Origin of the sequence: Janthinobacterium sp. (assembly GCF_009923995.1) — a bacterium.
Lineage (GTDB): Bacteria > Pseudomonadota > Gammaproteobacteria > Burkholderiales > Burkholderiaceae_D > Janthinobacterium.
On sequence record NZ_RFSK01000001.1, the window covers coordinates 159,600 to 178,250 of the forward strand.

General features: G+C 67.7%; 15 protein-coding genes. 2 read left to right on the forward strand and 13 right to left on the reverse strand.

Annotation, left to right across the window (positions count from 1 at the left end):
- Window positions 1-12 precede the first annotated feature (12 nt).
- Window positions 13-936 (forward strand): LysR family transcriptional regulator, encoded by a 924-nt coding sequence (locus EBS11_RS00790; RefSeq protein ID WP_290599779.1) that lies wholly within the window; start codon window positions 13-15, stop codon window positions 934-936.
- Between the two features lie 24 nt (window positions 937-960).
- On the opposite strand, the gene EBS11_RS00795 is transcribed toward EBS11_RS00790, so the two are convergent.
- Window positions 961-1,464: a hypothetical protein gene (locus tag EBS11_RS00795; protein WP_290599780.1), complete on the reverse strand. Its 504-nt coding sequence runs from the start codon at window positions 1,462-1,464 to the stop codon at window positions 961-963.
- Window positions 1,465-1,551: 87 nt separating this feature from the next.
- Window positions 1,552-3,975, reverse strand: a complete 2,424-nt coding sequence (locus EBS11_RS00800; protein ID WP_290599781.1) for a DNA internalization-related competence protein ComEC/Rec2 — start codon at window positions 3,973-3,975, stop codon at window positions 1,552-1,554.
- Between the two features lie 425 nt (window positions 3,976-4,400).
- On the opposite strand from EBS11_RS00800, the gene EBS11_RS00805 reads away from it, so the two are divergent.
- Window positions 4,401-6,386, forward strand: coding sequence for a helicase-related protein (locus EBS11_RS00805; RefSeq protein WP_290599782.1), 1,986 nt, complete (start codon window positions 4,401-4,403; stop codon window positions 6,384-6,386).
- 3 nt (window positions 6,387-6,389) lie between these two features.
- On the opposite strand, the gene EBS11_RS00810 is transcribed toward EBS11_RS00805, so the two are convergent.
- The 11 genes from EBS11_RS00810 to EBS11_RS00860 all read right to left on the reverse strand — a co-directional run bounded on the left by EBS11_RS00810 (window position 6,390) and on the right by EBS11_RS00860 (window position 18,545).
- Entirely contained in the window at window positions 6,390-6,863 is a 474-nt protein-coding gene (locus EBS11_RS00810) for a T6SS effector amidase Tae4 family protein (protein ID WP_290599783.1), read from the reverse strand.
- A 1-nt stretch (window position 6,864) separates the two neighbouring features.
- On the reverse strand, window positions 6,865-7,254 hold the full coding sequence (locus EBS11_RS00815) for a Rap1a/Tai family immunity protein (protein ID WP_290599784.1): 390 nt from the start codon (window positions 7,252-7,254) through the stop codon (window positions 6,865-6,867).
- Window positions 7,255-7,467: 213 nt separating this feature from the next.
- Entirely contained in the window at window positions 7,468-8,709 is a 1,242-nt protein-coding gene (locus tag EBS11_RS00820; protein WP_290599785.1) for a PQQ-dependent sugar dehydrogenase, read from the reverse strand.
- Between the two features lie 4 nt (window positions 8,710-8,713).
- Window positions 8,714-9,511: a TatD family hydrolase gene (locus tag EBS11_RS00825; RefSeq protein ID WP_290599786.1), complete on the reverse strand. Its 798-nt coding sequence runs from the start codon at window positions 9,509-9,511 to the stop codon at window positions 8,714-8,716.
- A gap of 9 nt (window positions 9,512-9,520) precedes the next feature.
- Window positions 9,521-10,246, reverse strand: a complete 726-nt coding sequence (gene lolD / locus EBS11_RS00830; protein WP_131375280.1) for a lipoprotein-releasing ABC transporter ATP-binding protein LolD — start codon at window positions 10,244-10,246, stop codon at window positions 9,521-9,523.
- 16 nt (window positions 10,247-10,262) lie between these two features.
- On the reverse strand, window positions 10,263-11,522 hold the full coding sequence (locus EBS11_RS00835) for a lipoprotein-releasing ABC transporter permease subunit (protein WP_290599787.1): 1,260 nt from the start codon (window positions 11,520-11,522) through the stop codon (window positions 10,263-10,265).
- 117 nt (window positions 11,523-11,639) lie between these two features.
- Window positions 11,640-12,917, reverse strand: coding sequence for a lipoprotein-releasing ABC transporter permease subunit (locus EBS11_RS00840; RefSeq protein WP_290599788.1), 1,278 nt, complete (start codon window positions 12,915-12,917; stop codon window positions 11,640-11,642).
- A gap of 94 nt (window positions 12,918-13,011) precedes the next feature.
- Window positions 13,012-14,304, reverse strand: coding sequence for a TolC family protein (locus EBS11_RS00845; RefSeq protein WP_290599789.1), 1,293 nt, complete (start codon window positions 14,302-14,304; stop codon window positions 13,012-13,014).
- The gene (locus tag EBS11_RS00850) at window positions 14,304-15,617 is read right to left on the reverse strand and encodes an HlyD family type I secretion periplasmic adaptor subunit (protein ID WP_290599790.1); all 1,314 of its coding nucleotides are present in this window, start codon (window positions 15,615-15,617) and stop codon (window positions 14,304-14,306) included. Before EBS11_RS00850 ends, EBS11_RS00845 begins: the two co-directional genes overlap by 1 nt.
- Window positions 15,614-17,782 (reverse strand): type I secretion system permease/ATPase, encoded by a 2,169-nt coding sequence (locus EBS11_RS00855; protein ID WP_290599791.1) that lies wholly within the window; start codon window positions 17,780-17,782, stop codon window positions 15,614-15,616. Before EBS11_RS00855 ends, EBS11_RS00850 begins: the two co-directional genes overlap by 4 nt.
- Window positions 17,783-17,882: 100 nt before the next feature.
- Window positions 17,883-18,545 (reverse strand): PEP-CTERM sorting domain-containing protein, encoded by a 663-nt coding sequence (locus EBS11_RS00860; RefSeq protein ID WP_290599792.1) that lies wholly within the window; start codon window positions 18,543-18,545, stop codon window positions 17,883-17,885.
- Window positions 18,546-18,651: the final 106 nt, after the last annotated feature.

Genomic DNA, 18,651 nt, shown 5'->3' on the forward strand with positions numbered 1-18,651 from the left:
GGGAGTCACGCGATGTCGATGAAACTGATGTGGGAGATCCGCGCCTTCTGCACCGTCGTGGAAAAGCGCAGCTTCATCCATGCGGCGCGCATGCTGGGGCGCTCACCGTCGGCCGTCACGCGCGCCATCCAGTTCCTCGAAGAGGCCATCGGCGCCGAACTGATCCTGCGCACGCAAAAGCAGTTCACCCTGACGACGGCGGGCGAAACGTATTACGCGTCGGCCAAGCACTTGCTGGAAACGCAGGCCGAGGCGGAAGACCAGCTGGCGGAACTGAGCAATTCTCCGCAAGGCTGGGTGCGCCTTTCGGCGCCGGAAATCCTGTCCCTGGGCTTTCTGCCCAAAGTGGTGGCGCAATTTTCGCGCGACTACCCGAACGTGTCGGTGGACATCCATTTCTCGGACAAATCCATCGACCCCATCCAGGAAAAGCTCGATTTCGCCATCCGCGGCGCCTTCCCCCAGTCCAGCGAGCTGATCGGCTATCCCCTGTGGAATTACCGCCGCTATATGTACGCCTCGCCCGACTACATCGAGCGCATGGGCGCGCCCGAAGAACCGGAAGAGCTGGCCGGCCACGACATCATCATGCACTCGGCCCCCCGCATCCTGCGCGACTGGCACTTCGTCTCCGGCGAACGCAACGTGCGCTACCAGGTGCAGCCCCGCTTCCGCTTCACCTCCGGCATCGCCACGTTTCAAGCGGCCCTGGAAGGCGCCGGCATCGTGCGCCTGGCCAGCTGGCTGGCCGAACCGGCCGTCGCCGCCGGCAATTTACGCAGGGTCTGCACGGCGTACCGGTTGACGTCGTCGAAGGAGCTGGACCCCAGCATCCATGCCGTCTACGGCACCTCGAGGATGGCCAAGGGGGCGCGGCTGTTTCTGGAGTATGTGCGGCAGCGGGGGCTGGAGATACCGGACGAGCGGCACGGCTGACGCCTGCGCCGCGATGACGGGCCGCTATGCCCTGATCTTGACAGAAACAGGCGTGTCCAGGACCCACGCCACGTCATAGATCGGCGCCTCGCCACGAAACGATATCGCGATGAGTTCCAGCGGCGTGACCGTGCCATGTGCAATAAAAGTCTCCACATAGCCTTCGGAACCGACATGATGGTACGCCACCCCCGGCGCCTTGCTGGCCGGCGTCATCCCGACGACGGCTTGTCCCTGGAAGCGGAAAACCAATACGCATCCCGTCCTTTCCGCCTGCGACAGCGCGCCCTGCAGCCCCTGCGACAGGGTCACATGGGCAAAAGCGCCATACAGCAGGTGCTGCGTGACGATGGCCTCGGCGCTGGGCAGGTCCGTCACGTGAAACAGATAGGGGTGCTGCCGGCGAACGGCATCAGCTTGCCGCCCCTGCAAGTCATATGACAGCGTCTTCGACGGCTTGCCTTGGGAGCGGATCCGCTCCTCGAAACCGATCTCCGGCACGTCCGTCTTTTTCTTCCAGCCAAACAAGCCCATCTTCACCCTTTCAGAACAATCCAGGCAGCGCCGGGGCTGCCAACCCATGACCGATATATACCATCAATGCAGCGGCGTCCGCTAGCGCTCGTGCCAGTAGCGCGGCCGGCTGGCCCGGTACAGCGTCACATCGATATCGTCGCCAAACGCCAGCACCACCGCCCCTGCCACATCCGTGCGCAATCGCGTAATCCCCATCTCGCCATAGCGCGCATACACCTGCGCCTTCGGATGCTTGTAGCGGTTGCGGTGCCCCACCTGGAAGATGGCCAGGGCCGGATGCACGGCGGCCAGGAACGCCGGCGTCGACGAGGTGCCGCTGCCGTGATGCGGCGCCAGCAGCACGTCGGCCGCCAGTTCGCCTTCCGCCGAGCGGGCCAGCAGCTGCGCTTCCTGCGCCGCCTCGATGTCGCCGGCCAGCAGGATGGCATGCTTGCCGGCCGTGATTTTCACGGTGCAGCTGCGGGCGTTCGGTGTCAGGCTGATGTCCATGTGGCTGGCGGGCAGCGGGTGCAGCATGGCGAAGTGCACGCCTTCCCAGGTCCAGCGCTGGCCCGCCATGCAGTGCAGATGCGGGCGCCGGGCTTGCCGCCGGGCCTCGACGGCCGGGTGGCTATCGAACAGCGACGAGGCCAGCCAGCCCACGTCCACGTTTTGCAGCAGGGAGACGGCGCCGCCCGCGTGGTCCGTGTCGCTGTGGGAAATGATGACGCCATCGAGCCTGGCGATGCCGCGCGCGCGCAGATACGGCACGATGACCCTGCTGGCGCCATCGGCGTCGAGGCTGTAGGCCGGTCCCGTATCGTACAGCAGGCGGTGGCCGTGGGTTTCCACCAGTACGGCCATACCTTGTCCCACGTCAAAGGCCGTGATCCACATCTGGCCCGGCGGCGGACTGGACGGCAAGGCCGTCAGCAGGGGCAGCCAGCCCAGCATGCCGGCCCAGCGCTGCGGCCACCCTTGCGGCGCCAGCAGCCATGCCGTGCCGAACAGTGCCCAGCAAAAACTCCACATGGGCGGCGCGGGCGCCGTCCACACGGCAAAGCGGCGCGCCCCCAGCCAGTCCAGCACCTGCGCCAGCATCTGCACGATGGCGTGCGCCAGCAGCAACAGCCAGTCGGACAGGGGCGCGGGCAGCAGGCTGCCCGCCAGGGACAGGGGCGTGACGACCAGGCTGATGACGGGAATGGCCAGGGCGTTGGCGACCGGCGACACCAGCGACACTTGCGAGAACAGCAGCATCGTCAAGGGCACCAGCCCCACCGTCACCACGTACTGTGTGTGCGCCCCCAGCGCCACGGCGGCGCGCAGGCGGCGCCAGCGTCCCGCCTGCGGCGGCAAGGGCGCCGTGGTGCGGCCCGCCGTCGCGTACAGGATGGTGGCGACGGCGCCGAAGGACAGCCAGAAGCCGGGCCACAGGACGGCCCAGGGGTCGAGCAGCACGACGACGCCCAGCGCCAGGCACAGCACGTGGGCCACGCTGCTGGCGCGTCCCAGCCACAGGGCCAGCGCCACCACCAGCAGCATGTACAGGGTACGCTGGGCGGGCACGCCGAAGCCGGCCAGCAGCACGTACAGGAACGCCGCCAGGGCGCCGGCCAGGGCCGCCACCTTTTGCGCCGGCAGCAGCAGGGGCAGCTGGCGCTCCGTGAAGAAGGAGCGCCGCCACAGCGCGCCCGCCCCCAGCGCGAACAGGCCCGCGATCATGGTGATGTGCAAGCCCGAGATGGAAATCAAATGGCTCACGCCCGTGCGGTTGAACACTTGCCAGTCCGACTGGGCAATGGCGCGCTGGTCGCCCACCACCAGCGCCACGATCACGCCCGCATACGGTTTTCCCTCCAGGCTGCGCAGGATGCGCGCCCGCAGCGCCGCGCGGCTCGCTTCCACCACGTTGCCGAAAGCGGGCACGAAGGCGGCCAGGCGCACGTTCGGCGCATCGGCGCGCGGCGGCGGGCGCACGTAGCCCGTGGCGCGCACGCCCTGCTCCAGCAGCCACGCCTCGTAGTCGAAGCCATGCGGGTTCGCATTGCCGTGCGGACGCTGCAGGCGCACCGTCAGGCGCCAGCGCTCGCCCGGCTGCACGTCGCCCACGGCATTCGTCACGGTATCGCGAAAGCCCGCGTACCAGGACAGGGCGATCAGGGGCGGCACGCTCGCGCCAACGGCCTGCTCCACGGCAAAATTGAAGCGCACACCCTGCTCGAAGCGGTACGGCAGGCTGGCCACCGTGCCCGTGACGGTAATGTCCCGCCCCTCGTCGGCCAGCGCCAGCTGCGGCGCCAGGGCGGCCTGGGCCAGCCAGGCGGCCCAGTAAAAGCCCAGCCCGGCACCGGCAATGAGCGCGACTACGGAGCGCCAGCGCGCGCGAGGCCGCAGCAGCACGGCGGCCAGCATGCCCGCCCCTGCGCTCGCCAGCAACATCCATCCCGCATGCGGCGGCAAGCTTGCCTGCGTCTGCAGGCAGGCGGCGCCGGCGACAAAGCCGAGTATCAGGATGCGCATGGGAAAGCAGGATCAAGGCCGAATGGTCGCGCGCGGCGAAAGGACTCAGCTACTATGAGCGCGTTCCACTCTTTGCCGTCTGATCTGGCGCAATGCTGGCGTGGATAAAACCGTTCGTGCATGCAGTGTTCCACGGCAGTGGGCGCCACTTTTCGCATGCGGAGAGGGCCATCCGGCGCCGAGGCGTCATGACTGTGCGAACCTTGTTTACCACCACTGACTGCGGCCGACACCTGTTTGCCGAACTTTCATCCAAGGCAAGCAGCCTGATACCGGCCTTGGACACGCCATTGCGCATGCTCGACCTGGCCTGCGCGCGGCACGCGCCCGCGCCGCGTGCACAACCGGCAGCCTGAGCCGGCCGCCACCGTCCGCCGCCATCGACGGTATAATCGGCCTCGCTTACTTCAACACCCAGGCACGACATGACTTCCTCCGCACTTCCTCCCGACACTTCCACCGACCTTTCCGACAGCACCGAAGACAATAACGACGCCACCCTGGTCACGGAACTGGGGGAACTGGCCGAGCATGTCCGCCTGGTGAAAATGGAAGGCCGCGTCTTCGTGCGCTTTTCCGGCGTGGTCAAGGCGGGCGGCCTGCGGGTGCCGTATGCGCTGGTACCAAGCCAGGGCGTGCTGGCGCGGCCGGCGAAGTGGCGCAAGATGGACCGCGAGACCAGGCTGGCCCTTGTGCGCGAACGTGCCAGCGCGGCCGTCTTCGACGAGCTGCGCCAGCACGTGATGGACTTCGTCGCCGATATCGCGGGCCAGTGCGAGGACGTCGAGGCCGACCCGATGCTGTTCCTGCACACGCTGGCCGACATGCAGACGTCGGAGCCGGCCGGCATGGTGTTCGACCGCATCCGCCAGCGCTTCAACCACGCCATCGAGCGCCAGCAGGAAGAGCAGCACGCGGCGCGCACGCGCCAGAGCATCAACCTGGCCGAATATCCCGCCTCGTTCGAAATGGCGCGCCGCCTGCCGCGCCGCTTCATCGCCCTGCTGGGCCCCACCAATTCCGGCAAGACGCACCGCGCCATGGAAGCGCTGGTGAAGGCGAAAAGCGGCATCTACCTGGCGCCATTGCGCCTGCTGGCCCTGGAAAACTACGAGCGCCTGCAGGAAGCCGCGCCGCACGGCAAGCCGCTGGCCGTGAGCCTGATCACGGGCGAGGAGCGCCGCGTGGTCGACGGCGCCACGCACATCGCCAGCACGGTGGAAATGCTGGACACGAAGACCGTCGTCGAGGTGGCCGTCATCGATGAAATCCAGATGCTGGCCGACCCGGACCGGGGCGCCGCGTGGACGGCGGCCGTGTGCGGCGCGCCGGCCCACACCGTGTATCTGGTGGGCGCGCCGGAAGCGCGGCGCGCCATCGAGGCGCTGGCCGAGCGCCTGGACTGCGCGCTGGAAGTGCATGTATTGAAGCGCATGGCGCCCCTGTCGATGGAAGCGACGGCCGTGCGCAAGGTGCGCAACCTGCGCCGCGGCGACGCCGTCATCGCCTTTTCGCGCCGCGAGGTGCTGATGTGGCGCGACATGATCACGGAAACGGGGCTGTCCGTGGCCACCGTCTACGGCAACCTGTCGCCCGAAGTGCGGCGCGCGCAGGCGCAGCGCTTCCGCGACGGCACGGCCGATATCGTCGTCGGCACGGATGCGCTGGCGATGGGCCTGAACATGCCGATCGCGCGCATCGTCATGACCACCAGCGTCAAATACAACGGCCGCGAGGAGGAAGAGATTTCCGCCGCGCTGGCGCGCCAGATCGCCGGGCGCGCGGGCCGCTACGGCGTGCACGAAGAGGGCCTGGTGGCCGGCTACGACAACGAGACGCATGAAGTCATGCGCGCCCTGTTGAAGGAAAAGCTGCATCCGCTGAACACCAGCGGCTTCGCCGTGGCGCCCTCGCTCGAGCATCTGCACCGCATTTCGTCCGTCACGGGCGAGCTGTCGCTGTCCAAGCTGCTGCGCCGCTTCATCCACAACATCGACGTGCCGGACGGCTTCTTCTTCCCCCGCATCACGGAAGACCAGAAGGAGCGCGCCCTGTGGCTCGACACCCTGCCCCTGTCCGTGGCCGACAAATTCACCCTGTCGCTGGTGCCGATCTCCAGCAAGGTGCCGTCCCTGCAGACGGCATGGGAGCACTGGGCGAAGAATCTGTCGCAGGGCAAGGCGTCCACCCTGCGCCAGCACGCGTATGGCGGCGGCACGCAAAACCTGCAGCAGGTGGAAGACACTTGCCGCTACTACTCCGCGTATGCGTGGCTCAGCTACCGCCTGCCGGAGTTCTTCCCCGATATCGCCGTGGCGCAAAACCTGTCGCGCGATGCGTCCGAGCGCGTCGACTCGATTTTGCGCGCGCACAATGCGGCCTCGCGCGGACGTTCGAAGAAGTTCAAATAGGCCTTAGCGCAGTTCCCAGAACCACACCTCGGCACACGTCCAGTAGCATTCGGAACCGCACACCTGCACGCCCGCCGCCGGCAGCAGGATATCGATATGCCCGCCCGCGCCGCCCAGGTAGCCGGGAATGCGGAAAAAGGCCACGAGGCCCTTGCGCTGGCCGATGCCGGCGACGGCCGCATCGCGGGAGAATTTTTCGGGCGCGCCGAACATCGCGGGGCTGGCCAGCATGTGCGCCAGCCTGGCCTGCCCCGGCTCGATCAGCGCGCCCTTGAACGGCCCCTTGCGGATGGCCATGCGCCCCTTCAGCCTGATGCCGGCCTTGATCAGGGCCAGGCTGACGCGGATGGCGCAGGTGTTGGCGAAGCTGTCCTTGCCGACCAGATCTTCCCAGCCGATTTCGCCGAATAGGGCGGCCTGGTCGACGGCGGCCACGCTCGAGTAATTTTCGCGCAGCTTGATGAATGCAGGTTTCACGTCAACCTCCCTTCGGTGGTGAAGCGGAACAGGGAAAATGCCGCGCCAGGATGGCGACGACGAGGGCGGCGGCATCGCCCTGGCGCGCGCGGGCGGGCAGCCGTTTCAGTTCGGCGACGACCTGCGCGTCGATTTCCACGGTTTTGATGCGGCCCGTGTCGCACCATTGCCTGCCCTGCGCCGCATCGGCCACGCCGGCCAGGTAGCCCCTGGCATAGCGCTGCCTGGGCAGCATGGCGGGATCGGCCGCCTGCCCCGCCGGCGGCGCCTCCCGGTAATCGGCGATCAGCTGCTCGGCGCTCAGGCGCGGCGCCGGCGGATAGGCGGCGCCCTGCCCGCGCGCGTTTGGCAGGCACAGGCACAGCGCGATGAGCAGCAAGGGGACATGCATGGCCAGCCCTCGTGAATGGGGAACGTCTGGCCGATTGTAGGAGGATGCGCCAGACCCGCACTGAGCGAGGTCAAGCATAGGTCTGGTAGGTTGGGCAGGTCGGATTGGCGCGTCCGAAGGCGCGCGTCATCCGGCGGCATTGCTGGCGCTACGGCGGTCGTCGGCTTGCGGCCCTGGGCCTGACCCGGCCTGCACGTGCGAGGCCGGTGAACGTTACGGCTTGGCCGGCGCCGCGTAGTGCAGCTTGAGCACCAGGCCATTGTGGTCGTCGGCCAGGTAGATATCGCCATCCTGGCCCTGCTTGACGTCCACGGGCGCGCCCCTGCCCTGCTTGCCCTTGCGCTCCCAGTTGCCGATCAGCTCGACGGACTTCCCCAGCGGGGCGCCCGCCTGGTCGGGCAGCAGCGCCACCAGGCGGTGGCCGTTGGCACGGTAGCCGTGGTAGCCGATGATCAGGCTGTTTTTATACAGCGCGGGAAAGCGGCCGGCCGTATAAAACGTCATGCCCAGGGGCGCGGCGTGGCCGGGCAGCAGGCGCTGCGGCGCCACATAGCTGGCGGCGCAGGCCGTCTTCGGGTATTCGGGGCTGGCGACATTGTCGTCGTAGCAGTACGGCCAGCCGTAGTGCTGGTCGGCCTTGATCAGGTTGAGTTCTTCGTGCGGCAGGTTTTCATCGCTTTTCAGCTGCGGCATGGCCGCCTGGATGGCGTCGCGCGCATTTTCCGCCTGCCACAGCTCGCCCGTCGACGGGTGGAAGGCCAGCGCCATCGAATTGCGCAAGCCGCGCGCATGCGTGCGCCAGCCCGTCACCGTGCCGGCCGGCCAGGCCATCTTGTACTCGCGGATGGCGCCCAGCGCTTCCGGGCCTTCGGCCGAGGCGCACGGCTTGGATGGGTCAGGCGCCTTGCCGTCGTTTTCGCAGTGGTCGGTGCTGGAACCCACGTTGACGTACAGGTCGCCCTTGGGGCCAAAGCGCATGTTCGTCAGCAGGTGCAGGCCCAGTCCCGGCAAGGCCGGCGTCGTGGCCGTGCCGCCGATGATGTCGGTGGTGGCGCGGGCGGGGTCGCGCAGGTCGAAGCGGAAGATGCGTCCCACCACGCCCACATAGACCATGCCGTCCGGGCCCTGCACGATGCCATTCGGGCGGTCCAGCTTGTCGAGCAGCAGCTTGCGCTCATAGCCGGCGCCCGTGGCCTTGCGCTGCAACAGCCATAGCTTGCCCTGCTTCGGCGTCCATCCGGCCATGTCCGTGACGAGGATGTCGCCATTCGTCAGCGGCAGCACGCCGCGGGGGAATTTCAGCCCGTCGGCCAGCACGGCCACGCAAAAGCCGGCCGGCGTGGTGACGTCGAGGCGGGGCATGCCGTCGCACAGGGCGGCGGGCGCCGCCAGGGCGGGAAGGACTGCGCCGGACAGGCAGGCGGCCAGGGCGCCCGTGATCATCTTCTTGTTCATCGTGTCATTCCATCAGGGGTAGTCGGGGCAGCACGGCGCGGGCATTGGCGCTGGTAACAGCGGCCACCTGCGCGATGTCGAGGCCGCGCAGTTCGGCCAGCACGGCGCCGATGCGCGGCAATTCTTCGGGGCTGTTGCGGCCGGGGTGGATCCAGCTGGGCGAAATGTCGGGCGCGTCCGTCTCCAGCACGATGGCGTCCAAAGGCAGGTCCGTGGCCATGCGGCGTATCTGCAAGGCGCGCGTAAAGGTCATGGCGCCGCCGAAGCCCAGCTTGAAACCGAGGTCGATATAGCCCTGCGCCTGCTGGAAGCTGCCGTTGAAGGCATGCGCGATGCCGCCGTTCGGGCGGATCTGGCGCGCGTGCTTGAGGACGATGTCCTGCGAGCGGCGCACGTGGGTGAGCACGGGCAGGTCGAAATCGCGGGCGATTTTCAGCTGCTCGCGCAGGAAGTGCTCCTGCCTGGCGCGCATGGCCGGCTCGCACAGCATGGGAATGAAGAAATCGAGGCCGATCTCGCCGATGGCGACAAAGCGCGGGTCGGCCATGGCCGCTTCCACGTCGGCGCGCAGGGCGATCAAATCGTCCTCGGTGGCCTGCGGTACGTAGATCGGGTGGATGCCCAGCGCGTAGCAGGCGTTGGGCGCCGCTGCCGCCAGATCGCGCACAATGGCGAAATTGGCCCGTTCCACGGCGGGGATGACGATCATCGCCACGCCCTGAGCGCTGGAGCGCGCCGCCACCTGCAGCGATTCGCTGCCGAATTCGTGCGCGTCGAGGTGGCAGTGCGTGTCGATCCACATGGCGGACTCCTAGTATTGGTAGGGCTGCAATCCTTCGTCCGTCAGGCGCAGCACGCGGTCGCAGCGCTTGGCCAGCTCGATATCGTGCGTGACGATGACGAAGGCCGTGCCCAGGGTGCGCGACAATTCCAGCATCAGGTCGAAAATCTGTTCGGCCGTGGCGTGATCGAGGTTGCCCGTCGGTTCATCGGCCAGCACGCAGGCCGGCTGCGTGACGAGGGCGCGGGCCAGGGCCACGCGCTGGCGTTCGCCGCCGGACAGTTCGCCCGGCGTGTGGGTGACGCGCTTGGCCAGGTTCACGCGTGCGAGGATCTGCTGCGCCAGCTCGGTGGCCGGCGCGCGCTTCATGCGGCGTATCATCAGCGGCATGGCGACGTTGTCCAGCGCGGAAAACTCGGGCAGCAGGTGGTGGAACTGGTAGACGAAGCCCAGCGAGGCGTTGCGCAGGTCGCCGCGCGCCTTTTCGCTGAGGGTGGCGAAATCCTTGCCCAGCAGGGCCACCTTGCCGCTGGTGGGCGTATCGAGGCCGCCCAGCAGGTGCAGCAGGGTCGACTTGCCGGAGCCGGAGGCGCCGACGATGGCGACGCGCTCGCCGCGGTGGATGTCGATGTCGATGCCGGCCAGCACCTGCACCTTGTAGCTGCCCTGCGTGAAGGTCTTGCCCAGGCCGCGGCAGGAAAGCACGGCGGAATCGGCGGAAGCGCCGTTGGAAGCAGGTTTGTTCAGATCGGTCATGGTAGTCGTCAGTGGATTATTCATAGCGCAGGGCTTCCGCAGGCTTCACGCGGGCGGCCCACCAGCTTGGGTACAGGGTCGCCAAAAAGGCGAGGATCACGGCCAGCACGCCGATCTTGGTGACGTCGGGCCAGCGCAGGTCGGACGGCACGGTGCTGATGAAATAGATGTCCTTGGAGAGGAACTGCACGCCCAGCAGGTGTTCGATGAAGGGCACGATGACGTCGATGTTCATGGCCACCAGCACGCCGCCGCCCACGCCCAAAATGGTGCCCAGGATGCCCACGAGGGCGCCCTGGATCATGAAGATCTTCATGATGGAGCCGGGCGAGGCGCCCAGGGTGCGCAGGATGGCGATATCGGCCTGCTTGTCCGTCACCGTCATCACCAGGGTCGAGACGAGGTTGAAGGCGGCCACGGCGATGATCAGGGTCAGGATGATGAACATCATGCGCTTTTCCGTCTGCACGGCGGCGAACCAGTTGGCGTTCAGCTTGGACCAGTCGCGCAGCCACAGGTCGCCCGGCATGCTCTTTTTCAGCTCCGCCGCCACTTGCGGCGCCTGGTTCATGTCGGCCAGGCGCAGGCGCAGGCCGGACGGGCCGTCGATGCGCAGCAGGCGCTGGCCGTCTTCGATATTGATGAAGGCCAAACCGGCGTCGAATTCATTGTGCCCCGCCTGGAAGATGCCGCTGACGGTGAAGCTGCGCATGCGCGGCAGCACGCCGGCCGGCGTGACCTGGCCCTGGGCCAGCATCAGCGTGACTTTTTCACCCAGGTTGACGCGCAGGGCGCGCGCCAGCTCGATGCCCAGGACGATGTTGAAGGTGCCCGGCTGCAGGGCCTTGAAGCTGCCCATGCGCGTCTGGCCCGCGATGTCGGACACATTCGGCTCTTCCTCGGGCAGCACGCCGCGCACGATGGCCGGACGCAGCGCGTCGTCGCGCAGCAGCATGCCCTGCGTTTCGACGAACGGCGCGGCGCCCTTCACGGCCGGATTCTTGAACGCCTGCGCCGCCTCGGCGCGCCAGTCCGGCATGCTGCCGCTGTTGTCGAACACTTCCACGTGGGCCAGCACGGACAGCATGCGGTCCGTCACTTCCTTCTGGAAGCCGTTCATCACGGACAGCACGACGATCAGCGCCGCCACGCCCAGGCCGATGCCGGCCATGGAAATGAGCGAGATGAAGGAGATAAAACTGTTGCGGCCACTGCGCTTGCCGGCCCGCGTGTAGCGCAGGCCGACCAGCCATTCGAAGGGAATATTTTTTAACATGCTAGAGAAGTGATTGATTCTTGTGTAAGCGACATGCCACTGTGCCAACCCAACGGCGAAGTGCCGGGGTCGGACCCTGAGGGTCCGACCCCAGGTTCTGATCCAGGGCTAACTTTCTTATTCATACCGCAGCGCCTCGGCCGGCTTGACGCGCGCGGCGCGCCAGCTCGGGTAGATGGTCGCCACCAGCGCCAGGCCAAAGGCGATCAGGCCGATCTGCGCCACGTCCAGCCAGTGCACGTCCGACGGCACGGCGCTGATCTGGTAGATTTCCTTGGAAATGAAGTGCAGGCCGAAGATGCCTTCGATGAAGGGCACGATGACGCCCACGTTCAGCGCCAGCAGCACGCCGCCGGCCACGCCCAGCGCGCTCCCCAGCAAGCCCACCAGCGCGCCCTGGATCATGAAGATCTTCATGATGGAAAACGGCGAGGCGCCCAGGGTGCGCAGGATCGCAATGTCGGCCTGCTTGTCGGTGACGGACATGACCAGGGTCGAGACGAGGTTGAACGCGGCCACGGCGATGATCATGCTGAGGATGATGAACATCATGTTCTTCTGGCTTTGCACCAGCGCATACCAGCTGGCACTGGCGCGCGACCAGTCGCGCATCCACAGCTGGCCCGGCATCGACGCCTTCAGCTCGCGCGCCACCCGCGGCGCCTGGTTCATGTCGTGCAGGCGCAAACGCAGGCCGGACGGGCCGTCGAGCTGCAGCAGCTGCTCCGCGTCCTGCATATTGACGAAGGCCAGGCTGCCGTCGAGTTCATTATGACCTGCCTCAAAGATGCCGGCCACCTTGAGCGCGCGCATGCGCGGCATGACGATGCCGTTGGCCGGGTCGCCCGCCTTCGGCTCGCGTTCCAGCATCAGGGTCACGTTCTGGCCCACCTGCACGCCCAGCGCCTTGGCCAGGTCGATGCCCAGCACGATGTTATAGGAGCCGGGCGTCAGCGCATTGAAACTGCCCTGCTTCATCTGGGAGGCCACGCTGGAGACGGTGGCTTCCTGCTGCGGCAGCACGCCGCGCACGATGGACGGGCGCATGGTTTCGTCGTTGAGCAACATGCCCTGGGTTTCCACGAAGGGCGACACGGCTTTCACCTGCGGATTGGCGTAGGCGGCGCGCTCCTGCTCCTGCCAGTTCGGCATGGAGCCGCTGGTGTCGAACACCTCGACGTGGGCCAGCACCGACATCAGGCGGTCCGTGACTTCCTTCTGGAAGCCGTTCATGACGGAGAGGACGACGATCAGGGCGGCCACGCCCAGGCCGATGCCGGCCACGGAAATGAGGGAGATGAAGGAAATGAAGCTATTGCGCCCGCTGCGTTTCCCGGCGCGCGTATAGCGCACGCCGACCTGCCACTCGAAGGGAAATTGTTTGATGATGCTCATGCGCTCCCGCGACAACGATGATATGCGAGCGCGCAGTGTGCCACACAATGGGTGTTTCATGCATCAACTCTGCGTGAAACAGCGCACCCCTGCCCTATTTTGCCTCCTGCGCCAGGCCGAAAACCCGCAACAGCTGGCCCGCCAGCGCATATTGCCGCATCTGCGCCAGGGTCAGCCGGTGCAGCTGGTCGATGCGCCGCTGCTGTATCGTGAAATACGTGTCGCGCGTCTGGATGATCTGCTGCAGGTTGCGCCGCCCCGCCTCGTACTGGATGGTCCCGCCGCGCACCACGAAGGCCATCTTCCTTTCCTGCTCGTCGAGCAGGGCCAGGGTGCGCTGCGCGTTGGCGATGCGCGGCAGCATGCTGGCCAGGTCCGCACGCGTGCCCTGCTCGGCGCGCGCCACGTCCGCCTCGGCCGCCTGGGCGCGGCTGATGCTCTCGTCGCGCTGCGCCAGGCTGCCCCCGCCCAGCGGGATTTCCCAGCTCACGCCCACCGACCAGCCCCGCTGCTGTATCGTCGACGGCGGCGGCGTCGTCTTGTTATTGAGCAGATGGCTGACATTCAGGTCCACCTTGGGCGCCAGGGTGGCCGCCACGCCTCGCACGCGCAGCTGGGCCGCCGCCGCCCGCTCGCGCGCGGCGCGCAACTGCGCCTGCTGCGTGTCGGCGTTTTCCAGGGCCTGCGCCGGCAGGGGCGCAAAGGCGAAGTCGGCAAACTGCGCCACCGGCTCGAAAGCCAGCGCCTCGAGCTTGATGCGCGCCGCCTGCTGGTCCGTCAGCAAGCCATCGTGCACCAGTTCCGCGTCCAGCTGCGAACTTTGCGCCAGTTCGCGGTCCACTTCCGACGATTTGCCCAGCTCCGCCTGGCGCGTCACCTGGCGCACCAGCTGCGTCACGTCGCGCAAGCGCTCCTGCGACTGCAGCAGGCTGCGTTCCAGGCGCTGCATGTCGAAATACGCTTCGGCCAGCTTTTCCGCGCTTTCCGCCCTGGCCCGCTCCACGTCGAAGGCGGCGCCGGCCATCTCGCGTTCGGCCGCATCGAGTTCTGCGCGGTCGGCGCCGCCGTTGTACACGTTCCAGCGCACGCTCGCCTCCACCTGGTGCGTGCGGCGTTCCACGTCCAGCGTGCCATCGAGGTCCTTGCTGCGCCCCCGCGTCGCCTGCAGGGCCGCATTCGGGAACAGGCGCGAGCGGGCCTGCCTGTAGCGCGCTTCGGTGGTGGCCAGCGCCGCCTGCGCGGCCACCACCTGCGGGTCGCGCGGCACGGCGCGCGCCAGCAGCGCGGGCAAGCCGCGCATGGACTGGGCCTGGAAGGTGGCCGGCGGCGCGGACTGCGCCACCGCGTTCGCGCAGGCGAACATGATACAGATCAAATAAGCACGCATCACCGCTCCTGCAGGGAAGACTGCAAGCCGCGCAGCACGGGCTTGAACACATATTGCAGCACCGAGCGGCGCCCCGTCAGGATGCCGACGTCGACGGGCATGCCTGGCGTGATGGGCAGCACCTTGCCATGCGCCGTCAGCTGGCTGCGGTCGGTACTCAGCTGCACCTCGAAATACGGCTCGTTGCGTTCGTCGGGAATGGCGTCGGCGCCCACGCGCACCACCTGCGCCTGCATGCGGCCATACGTGGTGGCGTCGTACGCCAGCACGTTGGCCGAGGCGCGCTGTCCCACGTGGATAAAACCGATGTCCGACGGCTTGACGCGCACGGAAACGAGCATTTCCGAGTCGGCGGGCACGATTTCCAGGATCGGCTTGCCCGGCTGCGCCACGCCGCCCACGGTGGCCACGAGCACGCGGTTGACGACGCCGTCGACGGGCGCCGTCACGTCGCGCCGGCTGACCTGGTCCTGCTGGCCCTTCACCGTGCTGGCCAGGGCGCCCGCCTTGGTCTCGTATTCGCTGCGCTGGGCGCCCCACTGGCCGCGCATGCGCGCTTCCACTTCGCCCGCCTGGGCCTGCGCCTCGGCCAGGGTGGCCGCCAGGCGCGGCACGGAAGCGCGCAGGCTGTCGAGTTCCGTGCGCTGCTGCTGCACGCGCTGCTGCGCATTCAGGTAGTCGCCGCGCGACCCGGCGCCTTCTTTAAACAGGCGCTCTTCGATCGACAGGCTTTCCAGGGCGATCTTCAAGCCCGTATCGAGTTGCGCGATGCGGCTGTGGGCCTCGGCCAGCTCGCCGCGCCGGCGCGTCACGCCTTCGCGCGCGGCCGCCGTGGCGGAGGCGAATTCGCGCTGGCCGTCGCGCCACAGCTGCGTTTCCTTGGCGATCAGCTCGGGCGCCTCTTGCTGCCACTCGGGCGCGAAGCGGGGAGTACCGCCGGACAGCAGCGCATCGAGGCGCGCCCTGCCCGCCAGCGCGGCCAGGCGGTTCTGCACGCTGGCGCCCAGGTTGGCGTCATACTGGGCCGTGTCCAGGCGCAGCAGCAGGTCGCCGCGGCGCACGCGCTGGCCCGGCTTCACGAGCATTTCGCGCACGATGCCCCCTTCCAGGCTTTGCACTTCCTGCAGGTGCGACGGCGGCGTGATGGCGCCGCGGCCATGCACGGACACGTCGAGCTGGGCGAAGGCGGCCCAGGCCAGCACCAGCACCAGCAGCACTGCGATCAGGGCCAGCATGCGCGTGACGATGCGCTGCGGCTCCCTCTCCGGGTCCGGGTGGGCCGCCGGCAGCGGACGGGCGTTCAGGGCGCTCATGCCGCCGCTCCCTGTTCCACCACGGCGCTGGCGGCGGCAGGCCTGGCGGCCTGGCTGTTCAGCACGCGCATGACCTCGTCGCGGGGGCCGTCGGCGACGATGCGCCCCTTGTCGAAGACGATCAGCCGGTCCACCAGCGCCAGCATGGCCATGCGGTGGGTGACGAGCACGACGGTCGTATCCTGCAATGTCCGCAGGCGGGCGATCAGGCGCTGCTCCGTGGCCGGGTCGAACATGCTGCTCGGTTCATCGAGCAGCAGCATGGGCGGCTTTGCCAGCAGGGCGCGGGCCATGGCCACGGCCTGCCGCTGGCCGCCGGACAGGCGCTCGCCCCGCTCGCCCACCTCCGTCGCCACGCCCTGGGGCAGCTGGGTGATGATGTCGTCCAGGCAGGCCAGGCGGATGGCGTCGAGCAGGTGCTCATCGTCGGGCTGGCTGCGTCCCAGTTCGATGTTGTCGCGCAGGGTGCCGTGGAACAGGGTCACGTCCTGCGGCACGTAGCCGATCTGGCGGCGCAGGCTCAAGGGTTCGAGCTGGGTGCTGGCCAGGTCGTCGAACAGCACGCTGCCGCTTTGCGGGCCATATTGGTTGAGCAGCAGCCGCAGCAAGGTGCTCTTGCCGGAACCGAGCTTGCCGATCACGCCCACCCGTTCACCGGGACGGATCTGCAAATTGAGCTTGTCCAGCAGCGGCGGCGAGTTCGGGTAGGCAAAGCCCACGTCGCGGAACTCGATGCGCCCGGACAGGGGCGGCGCCTGCAGGCTGGCCGCATCGTCGTCCGTGGGCGCTTCCATGATCTTGTTCAGTGCGTGGTAGGACAGCTTGGTCTGCTCCCAGCGCATGATCAGGCCCGCGATCTGGCTCACGGGCGCCAGGGCGCGGCCCGTGAGCATGCTCACGGCGATGATCTGGCCCAGGGTCAGCAAGTGTTCGCCCATCAGCAAGGCCCCCGTGGCCACCACGGCCACGCCGGACAGCGCCAGCACGGCCGTGTTGATGTAATTGACGCGACTGACGATTTCGCGCGTCTCGACGCTGTTGGCGGCGATGGCCACCGTCAGGCTTTCCCATTTGCGCCGGCTCCACGCCTCGGCGCCCAGCACCTTGATGGTGTCGAGGCCATTCATGGTTTCGAACAGGTGCGCCGTGCGCTGCGCGCTTTCCTGCATCGAGGCGGCCACGTGGCGCGCCAGGGCCGCGCGCGAGGCGAAGGCGACCAGCAGCAGGATGGGGATGGCCACCAGGGGCACGAGCACGAGCCAGCCCCCCACCAGCGCGATGACGAGCAGGAACAGCAGCAAGAAGGGCAAGTCGCCCAGGGTCGTCAGGGTGGTGGAAGCAAAGAATTCGCGCACGGATTCGAAATCGCGCACGGTATTGGCCAACGTCCCCCCTGAAGCAGGCCGGCTGGCCGCGCGCAGGCGCAGGCACTGGGCAAAGATGTTCGACGACAGCGCCACGTCCATGCGGCGCGACGCCGTTTCCACCAGTTCGCCGCGCAGCAGGCGCATGGCCAGCTCGAAGCCCGTCAGCGCCACCACGGCGATGGTCAGCACCCACAGGCTGGCCGTGGCATTGTTCGGGATCACGCGGTCGTACACGGCCATGGCGTAGAACGGCACCAGCGCGCCGATGACGTTGAGCACCAGGGTGCCCAGCAGGGCCCAGCGGAAGATCCAGCGGTTGCGGTTGAAGACGTCCCAGAACCAGCGCCCCGCCACCGGCATGCTGTAAAGGAGGCTGCGCTGGTCGTAGAACATCACGGGACGCACGGCCACCCAGCGCCCCTCGGGCACTTCCTGCGCCAGCGCAGCCCCGTCGAGCCAGGAACTGCCTTCGATGCCGGGCACGTGGCACTCATACCGGCCATCGGCCATGGCCAGCACCACCAGCACCTGCCCTTCCCCGTTGAGCAGCAGGGCCGGCATTTCCGTGGGGCGGCGCGGCTTGTCTGCCGGCAACGCGGTGCCGGCCAGGGTGGCCTGCGCCAGCGCCTGGCCGAGGGCATCGGCGGCGGCCGGGCGGACCTGGGCGGCCACGCTGGCGCGCAGGCGCTCGGCCTGCACGGCCACGCCGAACAGGCGCGCCAGGAAGACGATGGCCTCGGCGATGGCATGGGGAGGCATGCCGGCAGCGGCGCGGGAAGTGTCGGAAGGTGGGGTCATGATGGATTCACAATAAAACGCTGCGGCGCGCCGGTCGGGCGCGCCGCAGCGGGCACGCTATCGCTTGCGCGATGAGCGATGAACGAAAATGAAATGCGCCTTAAACGGGCGCGGCGGCGCCCTTGCGGCGGCGCGCCATGCAGCCCAGCAAGCCCAGCCCCGCCACCAGCATGGCCCAGGTCTGCGCTTCCGGCACGGGCGACACGGTAAGCAGGGTTTGCGAGGCAGGATTGACGCTGGTCAAGCTCGTGTAGCTGTACAGGTTCTGGATGGCGCCATGGCCCGTGGCCACGCCCAGCATGGTGTTGGCCTGGCTGACGACGGCATTGCTCAGGTTCTTGAAGCGCAGGTCGCCCGTCAGCAGGTTGGTGTTGTCATTATTCAATTCCCACAGGGCCAGCTGGAAGGCGGCCGCGCCATTCGCGTTGCTGGCCGCATTCGCTACCGACGAGGTATAAAAGCCTTCATACAGGCGCTTGACGGCGTCGCTGGCGGCAAAGGCGCCGCTGCTGTAGCTGTTCGACGCGCTGTTCAAGGCGACGTGCGGGTCCAGGCAAAACGCCAGGAAGCTGTTGCTGTCGTAGCTGACTTGCCAGACGGAAGGCGTGATGGCATTGCCGCTGCCAAAGGCGCCGCCGGTGGCCGTGAACAGGGGCACGCCATAGAAATCGTCGACGGTCAGTTTGGAACCGGCCGCCAGGGCGCTGCTGCTGGCCAGGGCAAAGGCGGCGGCCGCCAGGGTGCCGCGGACGATCAGGTGCATGGATTTTTTCATTATGTTTCCCTAAATATTTATAGTCAGTATCGAAAGGCGCCGGCCCCCTGAGGCAGGGGCCGGCAGCGGTGCCAGGCGCGGTTACGGCCTGGTA